Below are 14,730 nucleotides of genomic sequence, written 5' to 3' on the forward strand. Positions count from 1 at the left end.
AGTGCGCAGATCGCGCTTGAGCGGGGGAGCGTTCCGCGTTTCCGCGGCGGTTCTCGCGGGAGTCCTGGTGGCTCCGCTGGCAGCCGTGTTCACCGCGCCCGCGGCCGCCGCCGTGGACGCGCCGAGTCCGGCGCGGACGGTGAGCTGCCTGCCGTCGACGCCGGTGTTCGCGCGGCTCCAGAACGGGGAACTGCGCCGCTACACGCACGACGACGGCGTCGGTGGCGGCGGTGTCTGGGGGCCGTCCGGGACGATCGGCACCGGCTGGAGCGGCACCACGATCGCGGGGCCGGACGGACTGGTCTACAACATCACGCCCGGTGGCGAGTTCCGGAAGCTGCGCTGGAACGGGACGGACTGGGACCGGACCAACGGGGCGCAGTACGAGGTCATCGCCACCGGCTGGGGCGGGTGGGACCTGGCTCCCTACCGGGACCGGATCGTGTTCGACAGCCGCGGCGACCTGTACCGCGTCCAGGACGACAACAAGCTGCGCTGGTCGCGGTTCGACTCCGTCACCAAGCAGTGGCAGGACCGGGTCATCGACGCCGACTTCGGGCGGTTCAACCTGATCGTGGCCGCCGGTGACGGTGTGCTCTACGCCCGCGACCCCAACCAGAGCGGCGGGGCGCTGTACCGGTTCCAGTACGACGTCGCCGGCGACCGGTTCACCCAGCGCGACGTGCTCGCGGGCACCGGCTGGAACATCCACAGCGGGATCTTCTCGCCCGGCGCGGACATCCTCTACGGACACACCGCGGGCGTCGGGGAGCACGGCCAGCCCGGTGAGCTCTACTGGTACCGGATGGACCAGAACGCGAAGGCCATCGCCACCCGCACCTACAACGGGTGGGGCTGGGGCTACGGTCGCGAGTGGGACGTCACCGCGCAGACCAACGCGTGCACGCTCGCACCCGCGACGCTCAGCACCGTGCGGTGCGCGTCCAGCACGCCGGTCTACGCCAGGCTGCCCGACGCGACGCTGAGGCTGTACACCCACAACGACTCCGCGACCGGAAACCCCGACTGGGCGCCGATGCGGGAGATCGGCACCGGCTGGACCGGCTCCGTCCTCCCCGGACTCGACGGGGTCGTCTACAACATCACGCCCTCGGGCGACGTCCGCAGGCTCCGCTGGAACGGCACCGCCTGGGACCTGTTCGCGGGCTCGCAGTGGGAGAAGATCGACTCGGGGTGGTTCGGCTGGGACACCCCGTCCTACCAGAACCGGATCACCGTCGACAGCCGCGGCGACTTCTACAGCGTCCAGGACGACTTCACGCTCCGCTGGAAGCGCTACGACGCCGTCGCGAAGAAGTGGGACGTCCGGCTGATCGACGGCGACTGGGGCAGGTTCGACCTGATCGCCGCCGCGGGCGAGGGCGTGATCTACGCCCGCGACCCCAGCCTCGACAACGGTCGCCTGTACCGCTTCCAGTACGACGCCGCGTCGCAGCGCTGGTTGCAGCGCGAGAAGTTCGTCAGCAGCGGGTGGAACCGCTACAGCGGCGTGTTCTCGCCGGGCGCGGACATCCTCTACAGCCGCACCTCCGGCACCGGCGACACGGGCAACCCCGGTGAGCTGACGTGGTTCCGCGCGGACCAGGCGGGCCGGAGCGTCGCGGGTCGCGTCGCCAACGGCTGGGGCTGGGGCTACGGCCGCGAGTGGGACGTCGTCGCCCCGCCGAACACGTGCACCCTCGCCACGTCGAGCACGCCGGAGCGCCCGGCCGTGCCCGCCGTGCCGAACGCGCCCACGGCGCTCGTGCAGTCCGCGGACGGCGGCATCCAGCACTTCTGGGTCAACGCGGCAGGTGCGCTCGTGCACGGCGAGCAGCGCGACGTGCAGGACATCCGCACGGTCAACTTCCGGGTGATGCCCGGCTACCAGCAGCTCACCGACCGGCCGTCGGCGGTCGAACTGGCCGACGGCCGTCTCCAGGTGGTGGCCCAGGGCCGGGACAGCGAGGTCCGCTCCAACCGCACCGTCACCAAGGGCGGCGCGTGGTTCGGCCTCGGTCAGGCGGGCGGGTTCCTCGCGTCAGCCCCGACCGTCGTGCGCGGCGCGGGTGACGAGCTCGTCAGCTTCGGCGTCGACGGCGCGGGCGCGCTGTGGTTCCGCTCGCAGGACGGCAGGGACGGCGACCTCGCGGGCTGGCTCCCGCTGGGCGGCGGCGACCTGAGCGCCACGGCGCCCTCCGTGGTCCGGGTCGGCGACACGCTGAGGATCGTCGCGCTCGGCCGCGACGGCGTCCACCGCACCGCCACGCTCACCAACGGCTCGCTGAGCGCGTGGAGCAGCCTCGGCGGAGCCGACTGGGTGGGTGCCGCGTCCGTCGTGACCCTGGCCGACGGGAAGCTCCAGGTGTTCGCCCGCCGCGCGGACAACGTGGTGCACACCCAGGTCGAAGGCGACGCGGGCTTCACGGGCACGTGGACGGCCCTTCCGGGCGTCGTCGTCGCGGCGGGCGCGCCCGCCGCGCTGCTCACGCCCGCGGGGAACGTCGAGGTGACCGTCCGGGACGCGTCGGGGCTGGTCTACAACACCGGCACCGTCACGCCCGGCGGGTCCTCCTACCGGGCCTGGCAGGCCGTCGGCACCGACGAGGCGGTGACCGACCCGGCCGTCCTCGGTCTGCTCGACGGCACGTGGGTCATCACCTTCCGCGACCGCAGGGGTGTCGCCTACCTGTACCAGGACGTCTCGTCCGAGCAGGTGGTGGCCAAGCGGTCCGCGGAGGCCGCGACCCAGCCGCGGTTCACGCGCGTGGAACTCCCGAACCCGTAGCGGGGACGGGAAAAGGGGCCGCTCACCACGACAGGTGAGCGGCCCCCTTCGCCGTCGAACGGGAGGACGACTAGCTGCGGACCATCTTGCGCAGCACGTACTGCATGATGCCGCCGTTGCGGTAGTAGTCGGCCTCACCGGGGGTGTCGATGCGGACGACCGCGTCGAACTCCACCCTGTCCGCGCCCTTGGTGGCCACCACGTGCACGGTGGACGGGGTGGTGCCGTCGTTCAGCGCGGTGATGCCGGAGACGTCGTAGGTCTCCGTGCCGTCCAGGCCCAGGGAGGCCGCGGACTCGCCCGCCGGGAACTGGAGCGGCAGCACGCCCATGCCGATGAGGTTCGAGCGGTGGATGCGCTCGAACGACTCGGCGATCACGACGCGGACGCCGAGCAGCGCCGTGCCCTTGGCGGCCCAGTCGCGGGACGAGCCGGAGCCGTACTCCTTGCCCGCCAGCACGACCAGCGGAACGCCCGCCTCCGAGTACGCCGCGGACGCGTCGTAGATCGTGGTCTGCGGCGCGTCGTCGGCCAGGAAGTTGCGGGTGAAGCCGCCCTGGACGTCGTCGAGCAGCAGGTTGCGCAGGCGGATGTTCGCGAACGTGCCGCGGATCATCACCTCGTGGTTGCCGCGCCGGGAGCCGTAGGAGTTGAAGTCCTTGCGCTCCACGCCGTGCTCGGTCAGGTACTTGCCCGCGGGGGAGTCGCCCTTGATCGAGCCGGCGGGGGAGATGTGGTCCGTGGTGACCGAGTCGCCGAGCAGCGCGAGGACGCGGGCGCCCGACACGTCGGTGACCGGCTTCGGCTCCATCTCCATGCCCTCGAAGTACGGGGGCTTCCGCACGTACGTCGAGTCGGAGGCCCACTCGAACGTCTTGCCGGTCGGCGTCGGCAGAGACTGCCAGCGCTGGTCGCCCGCGAAGACGTCCGCGTAGTCCTTGGTGAACATGTCCGACGTGATGGACGTGGAGACGACCTCCGCGACCTCCTGCGCCGACGGCCAGATGTCCGCGAGGTACACGGGCTCGCCGTCCTGGTCGTTGCCCAGCGGCTCGGTGGTGATGTCCTTGTCCATCGACCCGGCGAGCGCGTACGCGACGACCAGCGGCGGGCTGGCCAGGTAGTTCATCTTGATGTCCGGGTTGATCCGGCCCTCGAAGTTGCGGTTGCCCGAGAGGACGGACACCGCCGCGAGGTCGTTCGCCTGGATGCCCTCGGAGATCTCGTCCTGGAGCGGACCGGAGTTGCCGATGCACGTGGTGCAGCCGTAGCCGACCAGGTGGAAGCCCAGCTTCTCCAGGTACGGCGTGAGGCCCGCGCGCTCGTAGTAGTCCATGACGACCTTGGAGCCGGGCGCGAGGGTCGTCTTGACCCACGGCTTGCGCTCCAGGCCGCGCTCGACGGCCTTCTTGGCCAGCAGCGCCGCGCCGATCATGACCGACGGGTTGGACGTGTTCGTGCACGACGTGATCGCGGCGATCGCCACGGCGCCGTGGTCCAGCTCGAACTCGGCGCCGTCGAGCGACACCTTCACCGGGTTGGTGGCGCGACCCTCCGCGCCCTCGGCGGCCGAGTGGAACACGTGCGGGCGGCCGTTGCCGTTCTCGCCCTCGTGCACCGCGATCGGGTCGCTGGCCGGGAACGTGTCCTCGATGGCGTCGTCCACGTCGGACTTCGCCTCGACGTCGCCGTGGGTCACGTACGCCTTGAGCGCCTGGCGGAAGGCTTCCTTGCCGTTGGTCAGCTCGATCCGGTCCTGCGGCCGCTTCGGGCCCGCGATGGACGGGACGATCGTGGCGAGGTCCAGCTCCAGCGTCTCCGAGTAGACGGCCTCGGAGTCGGGGTCGTGCCAGAGGCCCTGCTCCTTGGCGTACGCCTCGACGAGCGCGATCTGCTCGGCGGAACGGCCGGTGAGCTTGAGGTACTCGATGGTCTCGCCGTCGATCGGGAAGATGCCGACCGTGGAGCCGAACTCGGGGCTCATGTTGCCGATGGTGGCGCGGTTCGCCAGCGGCACCGCGCCGACGCCCTTGCCGTAGAACTCGACGAACTTGCCGACCACGCCCTGCTGCCGCAGCATCTCGGTGATCGTCAGCACCAGGTCGGTGGCGGTCGCGCCCGCGGGCAGCTCGCCGTGCAGCTTGAAGCCGACCACGCGCGGGATCAGCATCGACACGGGCTGGCCCAGCATCGCGGCCTCGGCCTCGATGCCGCCGACGCCCCAGCCCAGCACGCCCAGGCCGTTGACCATGGTCGTGTGGGAGTCGGTGCCGACCAGCGTGTCGGGGTACGCCTGGCCGTTGCGGGTCATGATCACGCGGGCCAGGTGCTCGATGTTCACCTGGTGCACGATGCCGGTGCCCGGCGGGACGACCTTGAACTCGTCGAACGCCGTCTGGCCCCAGCGGAGGAACTGGTAGCGCTCGTAGTTGCGCTCGTACTCCAGGTCCACGTTCGACTCGAACGCGTCCGGGCGGCCGAAGACGTCCGCGATGACCGAGTGGTCGATGACCAGCTCGGCGGGGGCCAGCGGGTTGACCTTGGTGGGGTCGCCGCCGAGCTGCGTCACGGCCTCGCGCATGGTGGCGAGGTCGACGACGCAGGGCACGCCGGTGAAGTCCTGCATGACCACGCGGGCCGGGGTGAACTGGATCTCCGTCGAGGGCTCGGCCTTCGGGTCCCAGGCGGCGAGCGCGCGGACGTGGTCGGCGGTGATGTTCGCGCCGTCCTCGGTCCGGAGCAGGTTCTCCAGGAGGATCTTCAGGCTGTAGGGGAGGCGCTCGGCGCCTTCGACGGCACTCAGCCGGAACACCTCGTACGAGGCGTCCCCGACGGTGAGGGATCCGCGGGCTCCGAAGCTGTCCTTGCTCGAAGGTGCAGTCACGTCAACTCCATACAGCGCAAGTACTGGTGGTTGGGAACAAGGCGAGTCTTGCGCACTCGCGCTGGTGGCGCAGACGTTGCCCTCTGGTTTTAACAGTACGCGTGTCCTTTATAGGGCTTCAAGCCAGGCTCACCTAACTCGGGGCAGGATGACCGGGTGATCCGACTCGAACGCATCGGCAAGCGCTACGGTCGAGGCCCGTGGGTGCTCCAGGACGTCGACCTGAGCTTCGAACCGGGAGGGCTGACCGTGTTCACGGGCGGCAACGGCTCTGGCAAGTCGACCCTGCTCAGGATCATCGCAGGTGTGACCGCCCCCAGCGGCGGCCGGGTGCTCGGCAGACCCCGCTCGGTCGGCTACCTGCCCGAACGCTTCTCACCGGGCCTGCGGCTGTCGACCGAGACCTACCTGCGCCACCTCGCGGCCGTCCGCGGCGCCCCGAAACCGGGCACCGTGCCGGGCGTCACACCGTCCGACGACGTGCTGGACGCCCTCGGCTTCCACGGCGACCCGACGGCCCCCATCTCGACCCTGTCCAAGGGCAACGCGCAGAAGGTCGCCGTCGCGCAGGCCTTCCTCGCCACCGACCTCGTCGTGCTCGACGAGCCGTGGACCGGCCTGGACACCGCCGCCGCGGTCGTCCTGGCGGACATGGTCACGACCTCGGCGGCGACGGTGGTGGTCACCGACCACCGGGGCACCGCCCGCGGCCTGGCGGGGGCGCACGAGGTCGTGCTGCGGGGCCGGGTCGCCGCGACCGGCGTGGCGATCGAGCTCAACCGGGTCAGCGACCTGACGACCACCGTCATCGGCGAGTGGGACGGCGTGCGCGTGGTCGCCGCCACCGACGGGCGGCTCAGCCTGCTCGTCGAACCGGCCGTCAGCGACCGCGTGCTGGCCGACGCCCTGCGGCTCGGCTGCTCCGTGCTCAGCGTGCGGACGTGACGGTCGCCTCCAGCCCGTGCTCGCCCGCGATCCGGGTCGCCGCGGCCCTCGGCGAGAAGTCGTGCGCGCACCCCTGAGCGCCGGCCCGTCGTCTCGACGCCAGGGTGGCACCGGGGGTGGACGACGTCGAGGCCCGCCGGGTCGCCGAGGTCGTCCCGCTCGAACGGGGCGAACCAGCCGAGCGGGTCCTCGCGGTCCACGCCGGGGAACTCGCCTGCCACGTGCGCCGGGGTGCGCGTCCCGGTCGGCGGCCGTCATCCCGTCGGTGTCCACCGTCCACCTGGACCACTTCCCCTTCGGTACCAACAGCGGGTGGCGCCCGCCCCCCGATCGCGGTGTGATCGGGGGATGAGAAGGACGCGGCTCATCGTGGCGCTGCTAGGACTCCTGCTGGTCGCGGGCGGCACCCCCGCCCACGCGACTCCCGACGAGGGCCCGCTGCCGGGCTACACCATCGACAACCCGCCGCTGGCACCGGAAATCGTGGGCGGCACGCCTTCCCGAGTGCTCCAGGGCGTGCACAAGCACGCGGCGTACACCATCGAGGTGCCGCCGAGGTGGAACGGCCGCCTCGCGATGTGGGCCCACGGCTACCGCGGGACGTCCACCGTCCTCACCGTCGACCCGCCCGCGTACGGCCTGCGCACCCGACTGCTGAACCAGGGCTACGCCTGGGCCGCGTCCTCGTACCACGCCAACGCCTACGACGTCCGGGCGGGCGTCACCGGGACCCACGACCTGGCCGTGAAGTTCGGCTCCCTGGTCGGCAAGCCCTCGAAGGTGTTCCTCGCGGGCGTCTCCATGGGCGGCCACATCACCGGGCGCTCGCTGGAGCAGTACCCCGGCTTCTACGCGGGCGCGCTGCCCCTGTGCGGCGTGCTCGGCGACCACGAGCTGTTCGACTTCCTCCTGTCCTACCAGCTCAGCGCCCAGGCGTTGAGCGGGGTCCGCGCCTACCCGCTGCCGCCGGACTACCTGTCCACCGTCGTGCCGCGCATCCAGGCCGAGCTGGGCCTGGCAGGCCTGACCCCCGGCGGCCCGGACACGACCACCGACCAGGGCAAGCGGTTCCGGTCCGTCGTCGTCGAGCAGAGCGGCGGCCCGCGACCCGGCGACACCGCCGCGTTCGCGCACTGGAAGGACTTCCTGTTCGCCCTCGGCGCGTCCGGCGGCGGCGACACGCTGGCCGGGAACCCCGGCAGGATCGCCACGAACCTCGACACGCGCTACCGGAACGGCGACCTCGACCGGATCGTGCGGCGTGTCGCGCCCGAGGACTGGTACTCGCGCCTCACGCCGTCGCTGACCGAGGTCCCGCGCATCGCCGGGCGGCCCACCGCGCCCGTGCTGTCGCTGCACAGCCTGGGCGACCTGTTCGTGCCGTACGGGATGGAGCAGGACTACCACGACGACGTCGTGCGCAACGGGCGGTCCAGGCTGCTGGTGCAGCGGGCGATCCGGACCGTGGAGCACTGCGAGTTCGCGCCGAGCGAGGTCGGGGCGGCGTGGAACGACCTGGTGGCGTGGGTCGACCGCGGCGAGCGGCCCGCGGGCGACGACGTCCACGCGACCGGGGGAGCCGACTACGGCTGCCGGTTCACCGACCCCGCCGCCTACGACCTGCCGGGCACCCGCGGGCTGTTCCCGCGCTGCGCCTGATCACCGCGGGCCGACGTGGTGGTCGAGGAACCCCGAGAGCCGGGGGAGCACCACGTCGGCCGCCGTGGCCCCGAAGTGGTCCAGGCCGGGGATCACCTCGACCGACCAGCCCAGCGCCTCCAGCTCGGCCCGGTGGCGCTCGACCGCGCCGCCGATGTCGGTGATCAGCTCCGTCCCGGCGGTGATCCGGTCCTCGCCACCGACGAAGCAGAGCCTCGGGCAGGTGATCCGCGGCTGGGCGGCCCGGTCGTCGAACCCGGCCATCGCCTCGTAGAACGTGGCGAACTGCGGGAGCTGCGCCCGCTGCTCCTCGGGGATCGCCGCGCCGAACGCGTCCACCTCCACCCCGGCCAGCGCCCGGCTGTACCGCAGCATCTCCGCGTACGGCCCGCCGATCGGCGGGAACCCGGTCATCGCCAACGCCGTCACCCGCTCGGTGCGCAGCGCGAGCTGCATCCCGACCACACCGCCGAACGAGTAGCCCCACCACGCGAACCCGTCGATCCCGGCGGCGTCGGCGACGCGCAGCATGTCGTCGCTGACGTTGTCCGGGGTGAACGTGAGGTCCTTCGGCCGGCCGGGGTAGCTCATCAGCACGACCCGGTAGCGGTCGCCCAAGCCGCGGACCATCGACTCGGCGAACCGCACGGCGTGGTCGCGCAGCGGGTGGTCGGGCGGGCGCGGGTCGGCGTTGAACAGCACCACCGCGGGCCCTTCGCCGTGCACCTCGAAGTAGGTCTCGCCACCGTCGTGCGCCGCCGCCACCGGCATGGGACCCGCCTCTCGTCGATCTTGGGACGGCGACGGTACCGACGGCGGTGTTCGATGACGGTCAACCCGGCCCCGGCGACTCCCGCGCGGCCCGGATCCCGGCCGGTACCTCGGCCGCGGCCCCGTCGGCGGTTCGCGGACCGGGCGGAGGACAGGGCACGCGTACCGTGTGTCGTGCTCGCATCGACGGTGAACGGAGTGGTGTGGTCGCGCTGGTGAAGTACCTCGCGGTGGACCTGCTGCGGTCGCAGCGGTACCTGCCGCCGCTGCTCCTGCACTGCGCCGTGCTCGGCATGATGTTCAGCGGCGACGCGGGCGACGCGCTGTTCGCGTACGCGGGCTCGTGCGCGCTGATCTACCCGGTCGCCGCCTGGCTCGGCGTGGTCGTCGCGACCACCGAGGACCCGATCCAGCGCACCGTCACCGCGGTCACGGCGGGCGGCTGGGGCCGGATCGCGTCGGCGCAGGCGCTGCTCGCCGCGGCGGGCGCGGTCGTCCTCGCGGTGATCGCCACGCTGTGGCCGGTGGCCACCAACCCGCACCTGTTCTCGCCCGCCGTCGTGGGGCTCGGCGCGGTCGCCCACCTCGTCTGCGGCCTCACCGGGGTCGGCGTGGGGATGCTGTGCTCGCGGCCGGTGGTCGTGCGCGCCGGGCCGTCGCTGCTGGCGGTCGTGGCGATCGTGGCGGTGACGTTCAAGGCGGGCCAGGCCACGCCGGTGGGCGTGGTGCTCGGTGGTCTGGCGCGGCAGGACCTCGGGGGGCTGCCCGTCGCCGCGGGCGCGTCGGTGCTGCTGGTCGTCGTCTCGGCGCTGGCCGCGTGGCGCCTGGGACCCCGCCGGGCGTGAGCGCGCCCGGCGGGGGGAGACCCGTCGGGCGGGGCCCAGCGGACGCGGCCCGCCGAGCCGGTGCCGATCCTCCGCTCGATCCCGACGTCGATCCACCCGTTCCGCACCCGGCCCGCGCCGCCGGTGGTCCTCCGCCTCCCGCTCCACCCCGTGCGCGGTGGAGCGGTGGCCGTCGCCGCTCGTGCCTCCGTGAACGGCGAACGCCCCGCCACCGGGAGCCGGTGACGGGGCGTTCGCCCGAGCGGGACTACTTCGCGAGCTTCAGCAGCTCGTCGATGTCCTTCGGCTCCAGACCCCGCATGAGGGTCAGGCCGAGCTCGCTGTACGTGCGGACCGGGCTGACGTACCACTTGCCGTCGACCTCGGTGGAGACGACGCCGATGCCGTCCTTCAGCACCCGCGCGCCGATCCGGCCGATCACGTCGGCGACCGAGCCGGACACGTTCTTGCCGCCCTGCTGCTCGACGAGCTGCGTGATCTCGTCGGCGCACAGCTTCTGGTCCTGGCCCTGCGCGGAGACGGAGTAGCAGTCACCGGAGCGGACGACCTCGACCTTCTCGCCGTCGACCTCGACGCCGATCTTCTTGATCGTCAGCAGCGTGCCGCCGGTGACCTCCTTGGAGTCCGTCTCGAACGCCGTCAGCTTCGCGCCCGTCGCCGGGAGCCTGCCCGCCTGGTCGATGAGCACCGGGCCCAGGTCCTGGAGCACGCCGAGCTCGTCCGGCGGCAGCAGCGCGATGACCTTGGTCAGGTCGGCGGCCATGCCCGCTTCGACGATCTGCTTCGCGGCGTCCGAGGCCGACCCGGCGCCCGCGGGGGCGATCGGGTTGGACGGCCACTTCAGCTTCTCCTCGTGCAGGACGTTGTCCGCGATCGTGTAGAAGAGGCTGGGGTACCACTCGCCGTCGACCTTGATCGACGCGATGCGGACCGGCTCGCCCTTGTTCGACTTCTTGATCTCCTCGGCGATGTCGATCGTCTCGGTGCTGGGCGCCTCGTCCTGCGCGCCCATCGCCTCGACCAGCTTGTCGGTGAGGGGGATCTTCTTGACGTCGGAGGTGAGCGTGATCTTGCCCTCGGTGAGCTTGTTGATCACCAGGTGGTCGTTGACCGTCTCGGCCGCGCCCTCGTCGAACTTGACGTTCTCGGCCTTGAACTCCACGCCGGTGACCTTGTTCGGGTCGGCGTCCTTCTTCAGCACCTCGAGCCGCTTGAGCTCGTCCACGGTGCCGGTCAGGTAGTCCTTGCTCAGCTTCGCCTCGGCGGGCGCGAGCCCGTTCATGATGCCGATGACGTCACCGCTGCCCAGCGCGCTGACGAGGTTGTTCGCCGCGGCGGCCGGGCTCGGCGCGCCCGCGGCCACGTCGTTGGAGTTCTTCAGCGCGTACACGGTCACCACCGCGCCCGCGGCGAGCGCGACGACGGCCACCACGGCGGTGATCGCCAGGCCGGTGCGCTTCTTCTTCGGCGGGCCGCCCGCGTACCCGATCGGCCCCTGGGCGCCGGGGAACTGCTGCTGGCCGTACTGGTCCTGGCCCCACGCCTGCTGCTGCGGGAAGCCCTGCGGACCGGTCTGGGGGAAGCCCGGCTGCTGCTGCGGGAAACCCTGGGGGCTGCTCTGCGGGAAGCCCGGCTGCTGCTGGGGGAAGCCCTGCGGGTTGCTCTGCGGGTAGCCGCCCTGCTGCGGTTGCTGCGGGAAGCCCTGCGGACCCGTCTGGGGGTAACCGCCCTGCTGCGGGTTCTGCTGCCACCCACCCTGCTGCGGCTGGTTCGGGTTGTTCTGCGGGGGCCATTCGCCGCCGCCGCCACCTGGGTAGCTCACGGTGTTCCTCCTGGTTTGCTGGTCGCTGCGCGGGCCGACGCGGTGAGCACGGTGATCGCCCCCGCGATCGCCAGCACGGCACCACAGAGGGCAACGGCCGGTCCGGTCAGGCTGATCCCGACCATCGCGCCCTCGTTGCTCCCTTGGACGGTGACAAGTGCCGCCACCGTTCCCGTGATCGTGCCAAAAAGAATTCCCGTCCACGCGGCGAATCGACGAAGTCCGAACGTGAACAAGAGCACGCAGCAGACCGCCACCGGTGTCATCGACACCCACGCGACCCTGATGACCTCGCCGTATCCGTTTCCCAGACCCGCCCAACCACGGAGTGCGAGCACCTCGTAGCTGTCCCTGCCCACGGTTCCCGAACGCAACCAGGGCAGGAACGAGCCCACCACGGTCGTTATCAAACCGAGAGCACCTACTCCGCAACCAAGCCACATCGTGCGCACCGGCACATGCTCGCAGCCTTTCCCGACGCATTCTCGCCGGTACCGGAAATGGCGGTCGCGGGTCGCCTCCGCCGATGTGCAACGGTGGAGCGGTGGACAGCCCGGAGAACGACACCGCGGCGGCGAGCGCCGCGCTCGCCCGCGCCCGCCGCGTGACCGTCCTGACGGGAGCGGGCGTCTCGACGGAGTCCGGCATCCCCGACTTCCGGAGCGCCGACGGCGCCGCGCTCCTCGAACCCGACCTCACCGCCCTCCTGGCCGACGCCGGGCTGCGCCGGAGGTCGTGGCGGGCGCGCCTGCACCACCCCGTGTGGACGGCGCGGCCGAACCCGGCGCACCGCGCGCTGGTCGACCTGGAGCGCGCCGGACGGCTGCGCGCCCTGCTGACCCAGAACGTCGACGGCCTGCACCAGGCCGCGGGCTCGACGTCGGTGGTCGAGCTGCACGGCTCGATCCGGGAGACCGCCTGCGTCGCGTGCGGCGACCGCCGCCCGATGGCCGCCGCGCTCGACCGCGTCCGCGACGGCGACGACGACCCCGCCTGCCTGCTCTGCGACGGCGTGCTCAGGTCCGCCACCGTGCCCTTCGGCAGGCCGCTGGACGCCGACGTGCTCCGCGCGGCCCGCACCGCCGCGCTCGACTGCGACCTGCTGCTGGTGGCGGGCACGTCGCTGCTGGTGGCGCCCGCCGCGGACCTCGTCCCCCTCGCCGCGCGGGCCGGGGCCGCGGTGGTGATCTGCAACGCCGAACCCACGCCGTGCGACGGGCTGGCCGCCGCCGTGGTGCGCGCCCCGGTCGGCCGCGTGCTGCCGGAGCTGGTGGCGGTGCCCGCGGTCGGGTCCGACCGGCCCGTCCGGACGTGGGGCGATCCGAGCACGTGGTGATTAGGGTGGGTTCCTGATCGACACCGGAGGTGCGTCCCATGAAGGTGCCACTGACGATCGCGGACTTCCTGGACCGCGCCGAGCTGGTCCACCGCGACACGACGGCCACGATCGACGAACCCGACCAGCCCGCCGGGGCGGTGGCGACGACGACCTACGGCGAGATGGCCGTGCGGGCGCGCGCCTGGCAGGCCGGGCTGGACGCCCTGGGGGTCGGCGGGGGTGAACGGGTCGCCGTCGTCAGCCACAACTCCGCGCGGCTGCTGGAACTCCTGCACGCCGTGCCCGCGAGCGGCCGCGTGTGCGTGCCGGTGAACTTCCGGCTCAGCGCCGACGAGGTGTCCTACATCGTCGAGCACAGCGGCGCGTCGGTGCTGCTGGTCGACCCGGAGCTGAAGGCGCTCGACGGGATCTCCGCGCCGCACCGGTTCACCCTCGGCGAGCAGACCGAGACCGAGCTGATGCGGTTCGACACCGCGCCCCGGCCGTGGAGCGCGCCGGACGAGGACGCGACGGCCACCATCAACTACACCTCCGGCACGACCGCGCGGCCGAAGGGCGTGCGGCTGACGCACCGCAACATCTGGCTGGACGCCGTCACGTTCGCCATGCACACCCGCGCGTGGGAGCGGGACGTGTACATGCACGTGCTGCCGATGTTCCACTGCAACGGCTGGGGGATGCCGTACGGGCTGGCCGGGCTCGGCGTGCCGCAGGTGGTGCTGCGCAAGGTCGACGGCGCCGAGATCCTGCGCCGCGTGCGCGACCGCGGTGTGACGCTGATGTGCGGCGCGCCCGCCGTGTGGAACACCGTGCTGGACGCCGCGCGGTCGTGGGAGGGCGAGATCCCCGGCCGGGACGAGGTGCGCGTCGTGTGCGCGGGCGCCCCGCCGCCCAGCCGGACCATCGCGCGGGTGGCGGAGGAGCTGGGCTGGGAGTTCCTCCAGATCTACGGCCTCACCGAGACCTCGCCGCTGCTCACGTTCAACCGCACCCGGCCGCAGGACGTCGACCTGCCCGCGGAGGAGCGCGCGCAGAAGCTCTCGCGCGCCGGGGCGCCCGTGGTGGGCGCGCGGCTGCGGGTGTCGGAGGACGGTGAGGTGCTGGCCCGCTCGAACGTGGTCATGGACGGCTACTGGGAGAACCCGGAGGCGACGTCCGACGCCGTCTCCGACGGCTGGTTCCGCACGGGCGACGGCGGCTACCTCGACGACGAGGGCCACCTGACCATCTCCGACCGCCGCAAGGACGTGATCATCACCGGCGGGGAGAACGTGTCGTCCATCGAGGTCGAGGACGCCGTGTTCGGCCACCCCGCGGTGGCCGAGGTCGCCGTGATCGGCGTGCCGCACGAGAAGTGGGGCGAGACCGCCAAGGCGGTCGTCGTCAAGAAGTCCGGGGTGGAGGTCAGCGAGCAGGAGATCATCGACTTCGCGCGGGAGCGGCTGGCCCGCTTCAAGTGCCCGACGAGCGTCGACTGGAGCGACGCGCTGCCGCGCAACCCGAGCGGCAAGATCCTGAAGAAGGACCTCCGCGCCCCGTACTGGGAGGGCCGGACGCGGTTCGTCTCGTGAGGCGCACACGGACCGCGGGGTGAGCGTCCGGTGAACGAGGAGACGATCCCGATCCCGCTCGACGCGCGGGCGTCGGTCGAGGCCGATCTGGTCGTCCCCGAGGGCT

Annotated in this window: 10 protein-coding genes; 6 read left to right on the top strand and 4 right to left on the bottom strand. The window is 72.2% G+C overall.

Features of this window, described 5'->3' with window-relative positions:
• The first annotated feature begins 67 nt into the window (after window positions 1-67).
• Complete coding sequence (locus tag VFZ92_RS38560) at window positions 68-2,788, top strand: tachylectin-related carbohydrate-binding protein (RefSeq protein ID WP_330882375.1); 2,721 nt, start codon at window positions 68-70, stop codon at window positions 2,786-2,788.
• A gap of 70 nt (window positions 2,789-2,858) precedes the next feature.
• Here VFZ92_RS38560 and VFZ92_RS38565 read toward each other — a convergent pair whose 3' ends face one another.
• Entirely contained in the window at window positions 2,859-5,672 is a 2,814-nt protein-coding gene (locus tag VFZ92_RS38565; protein WP_330882377.1) for an aconitate hydratase, read from the bottom strand.
• 156 nt (window positions 5,673-5,828) lie between these two features.
• Between VFZ92_RS38565 and VFZ92_RS38570 the strand changes: the two genes are divergently transcribed.
• Together VFZ92_RS38570 and VFZ92_RS38575 are read left to right on the top strand one after the other, a co-directional pair.
• On the top strand, window positions 5,829-6,617 hold the full coding sequence (locus tag VFZ92_RS38570; protein WP_330882379.1) for an ABC transporter ATP-binding protein: 789 nt from the start codon (window positions 5,829-5,831) through the stop codon (window positions 6,615-6,617).
• Between the two features lie 348 nt (window positions 6,618-6,965).
• Complete coding sequence (locus tag VFZ92_RS38575; protein ID WP_330882380.1) at window positions 6,966-8,276, top strand: hypothetical protein; 1,311 nt, start codon at window positions 6,966-6,968, stop codon at window positions 8,274-8,276.
• Here VFZ92_RS38575 and VFZ92_RS38580 read toward each other — a convergent pair whose 3' ends face one another.
• Window positions 8,277-9,047, bottom strand: coding sequence for an alpha/beta hydrolase (locus VFZ92_RS38580; protein ID WP_330882383.1), 771 nt, complete (start codon window positions 9,045-9,047; stop codon window positions 8,277-8,279).
• 203 nt (window positions 9,048-9,250) lie between these two features.
• Here VFZ92_RS38580 and VFZ92_RS38585 point away from each other — a divergent pair, with 203 nt between their 5' ends.
• Entirely contained in the window at window positions 9,251-9,892 is a 642-nt protein-coding gene (locus tag VFZ92_RS38585) for a hypothetical protein (RefSeq protein ID WP_330882385.1), read from the top strand.
• Window positions 9,893-10,139: 247 nt separating this feature from the next.
• Here the strand turns inward: VFZ92_RS38585 and VFZ92_RS38590 are convergent, their stop codons facing one another.
• Together VFZ92_RS38590 and VFZ92_RS38595 are read right to left on the bottom strand one after the other, a co-directional pair.
• Window positions 10,140-11,714 (bottom strand): proline-rich domain-containing protein, encoded by a 1,575-nt coding sequence (locus VFZ92_RS38590; RefSeq protein WP_330882388.1) that lies wholly within the window; start codon window positions 11,712-11,714, stop codon window positions 10,140-10,142.
• On the bottom strand, window positions 11,711-12,166 hold the full coding sequence (locus tag VFZ92_RS38595; protein ID WP_330882390.1) for a hypothetical protein: 456 nt from the start codon (window positions 12,164-12,166) through the stop codon (window positions 11,711-11,713). The genes VFZ92_RS38590 and VFZ92_RS38595 overlap by 4 nt, the downstream gene beginning before the upstream one ends.
• A 74-nt stretch (window positions 12,167-12,240) precedes the next feature.
• Here VFZ92_RS38595 and VFZ92_RS38600 point away from each other — a divergent pair, with 74 nt between their 5' ends.
• The gene (locus VFZ92_RS38600) at window positions 12,241-13,050 is read left to right on the top strand and encodes a Sir2 family NAD-dependent protein deacetylase (RefSeq protein ID WP_330882392.1); all 810 of its coding nucleotides are present in this window, start codon (window positions 12,241-12,243) and stop codon (window positions 13,048-13,050) included.
• Between the two features lie 38 nt (window positions 13,051-13,088).
• Window positions 13,089-14,624 carry an AMP-binding protein gene (locus tag VFZ92_RS38605; RefSeq protein WP_330882395.1) on the top strand — a complete coding sequence of 512 codons (1,536 nt, stop codon included), beginning with the start codon at window positions 13,089-13,091 and terminating at the stop codon, window positions 14,622-14,624.
• The last annotated feature ends 106 nt before the right edge of the window (window positions 14,625-14,730 follow it).

Origin of the sequence: Umezawaea sp. (genome assembly GCF_036375055.1) — a bacterium.
Taxonomy (GTDB): Bacteria; Actinomycetota; Actinomycetes; order Mycobacteriales; family Pseudonocardiaceae; genus Umezawaea.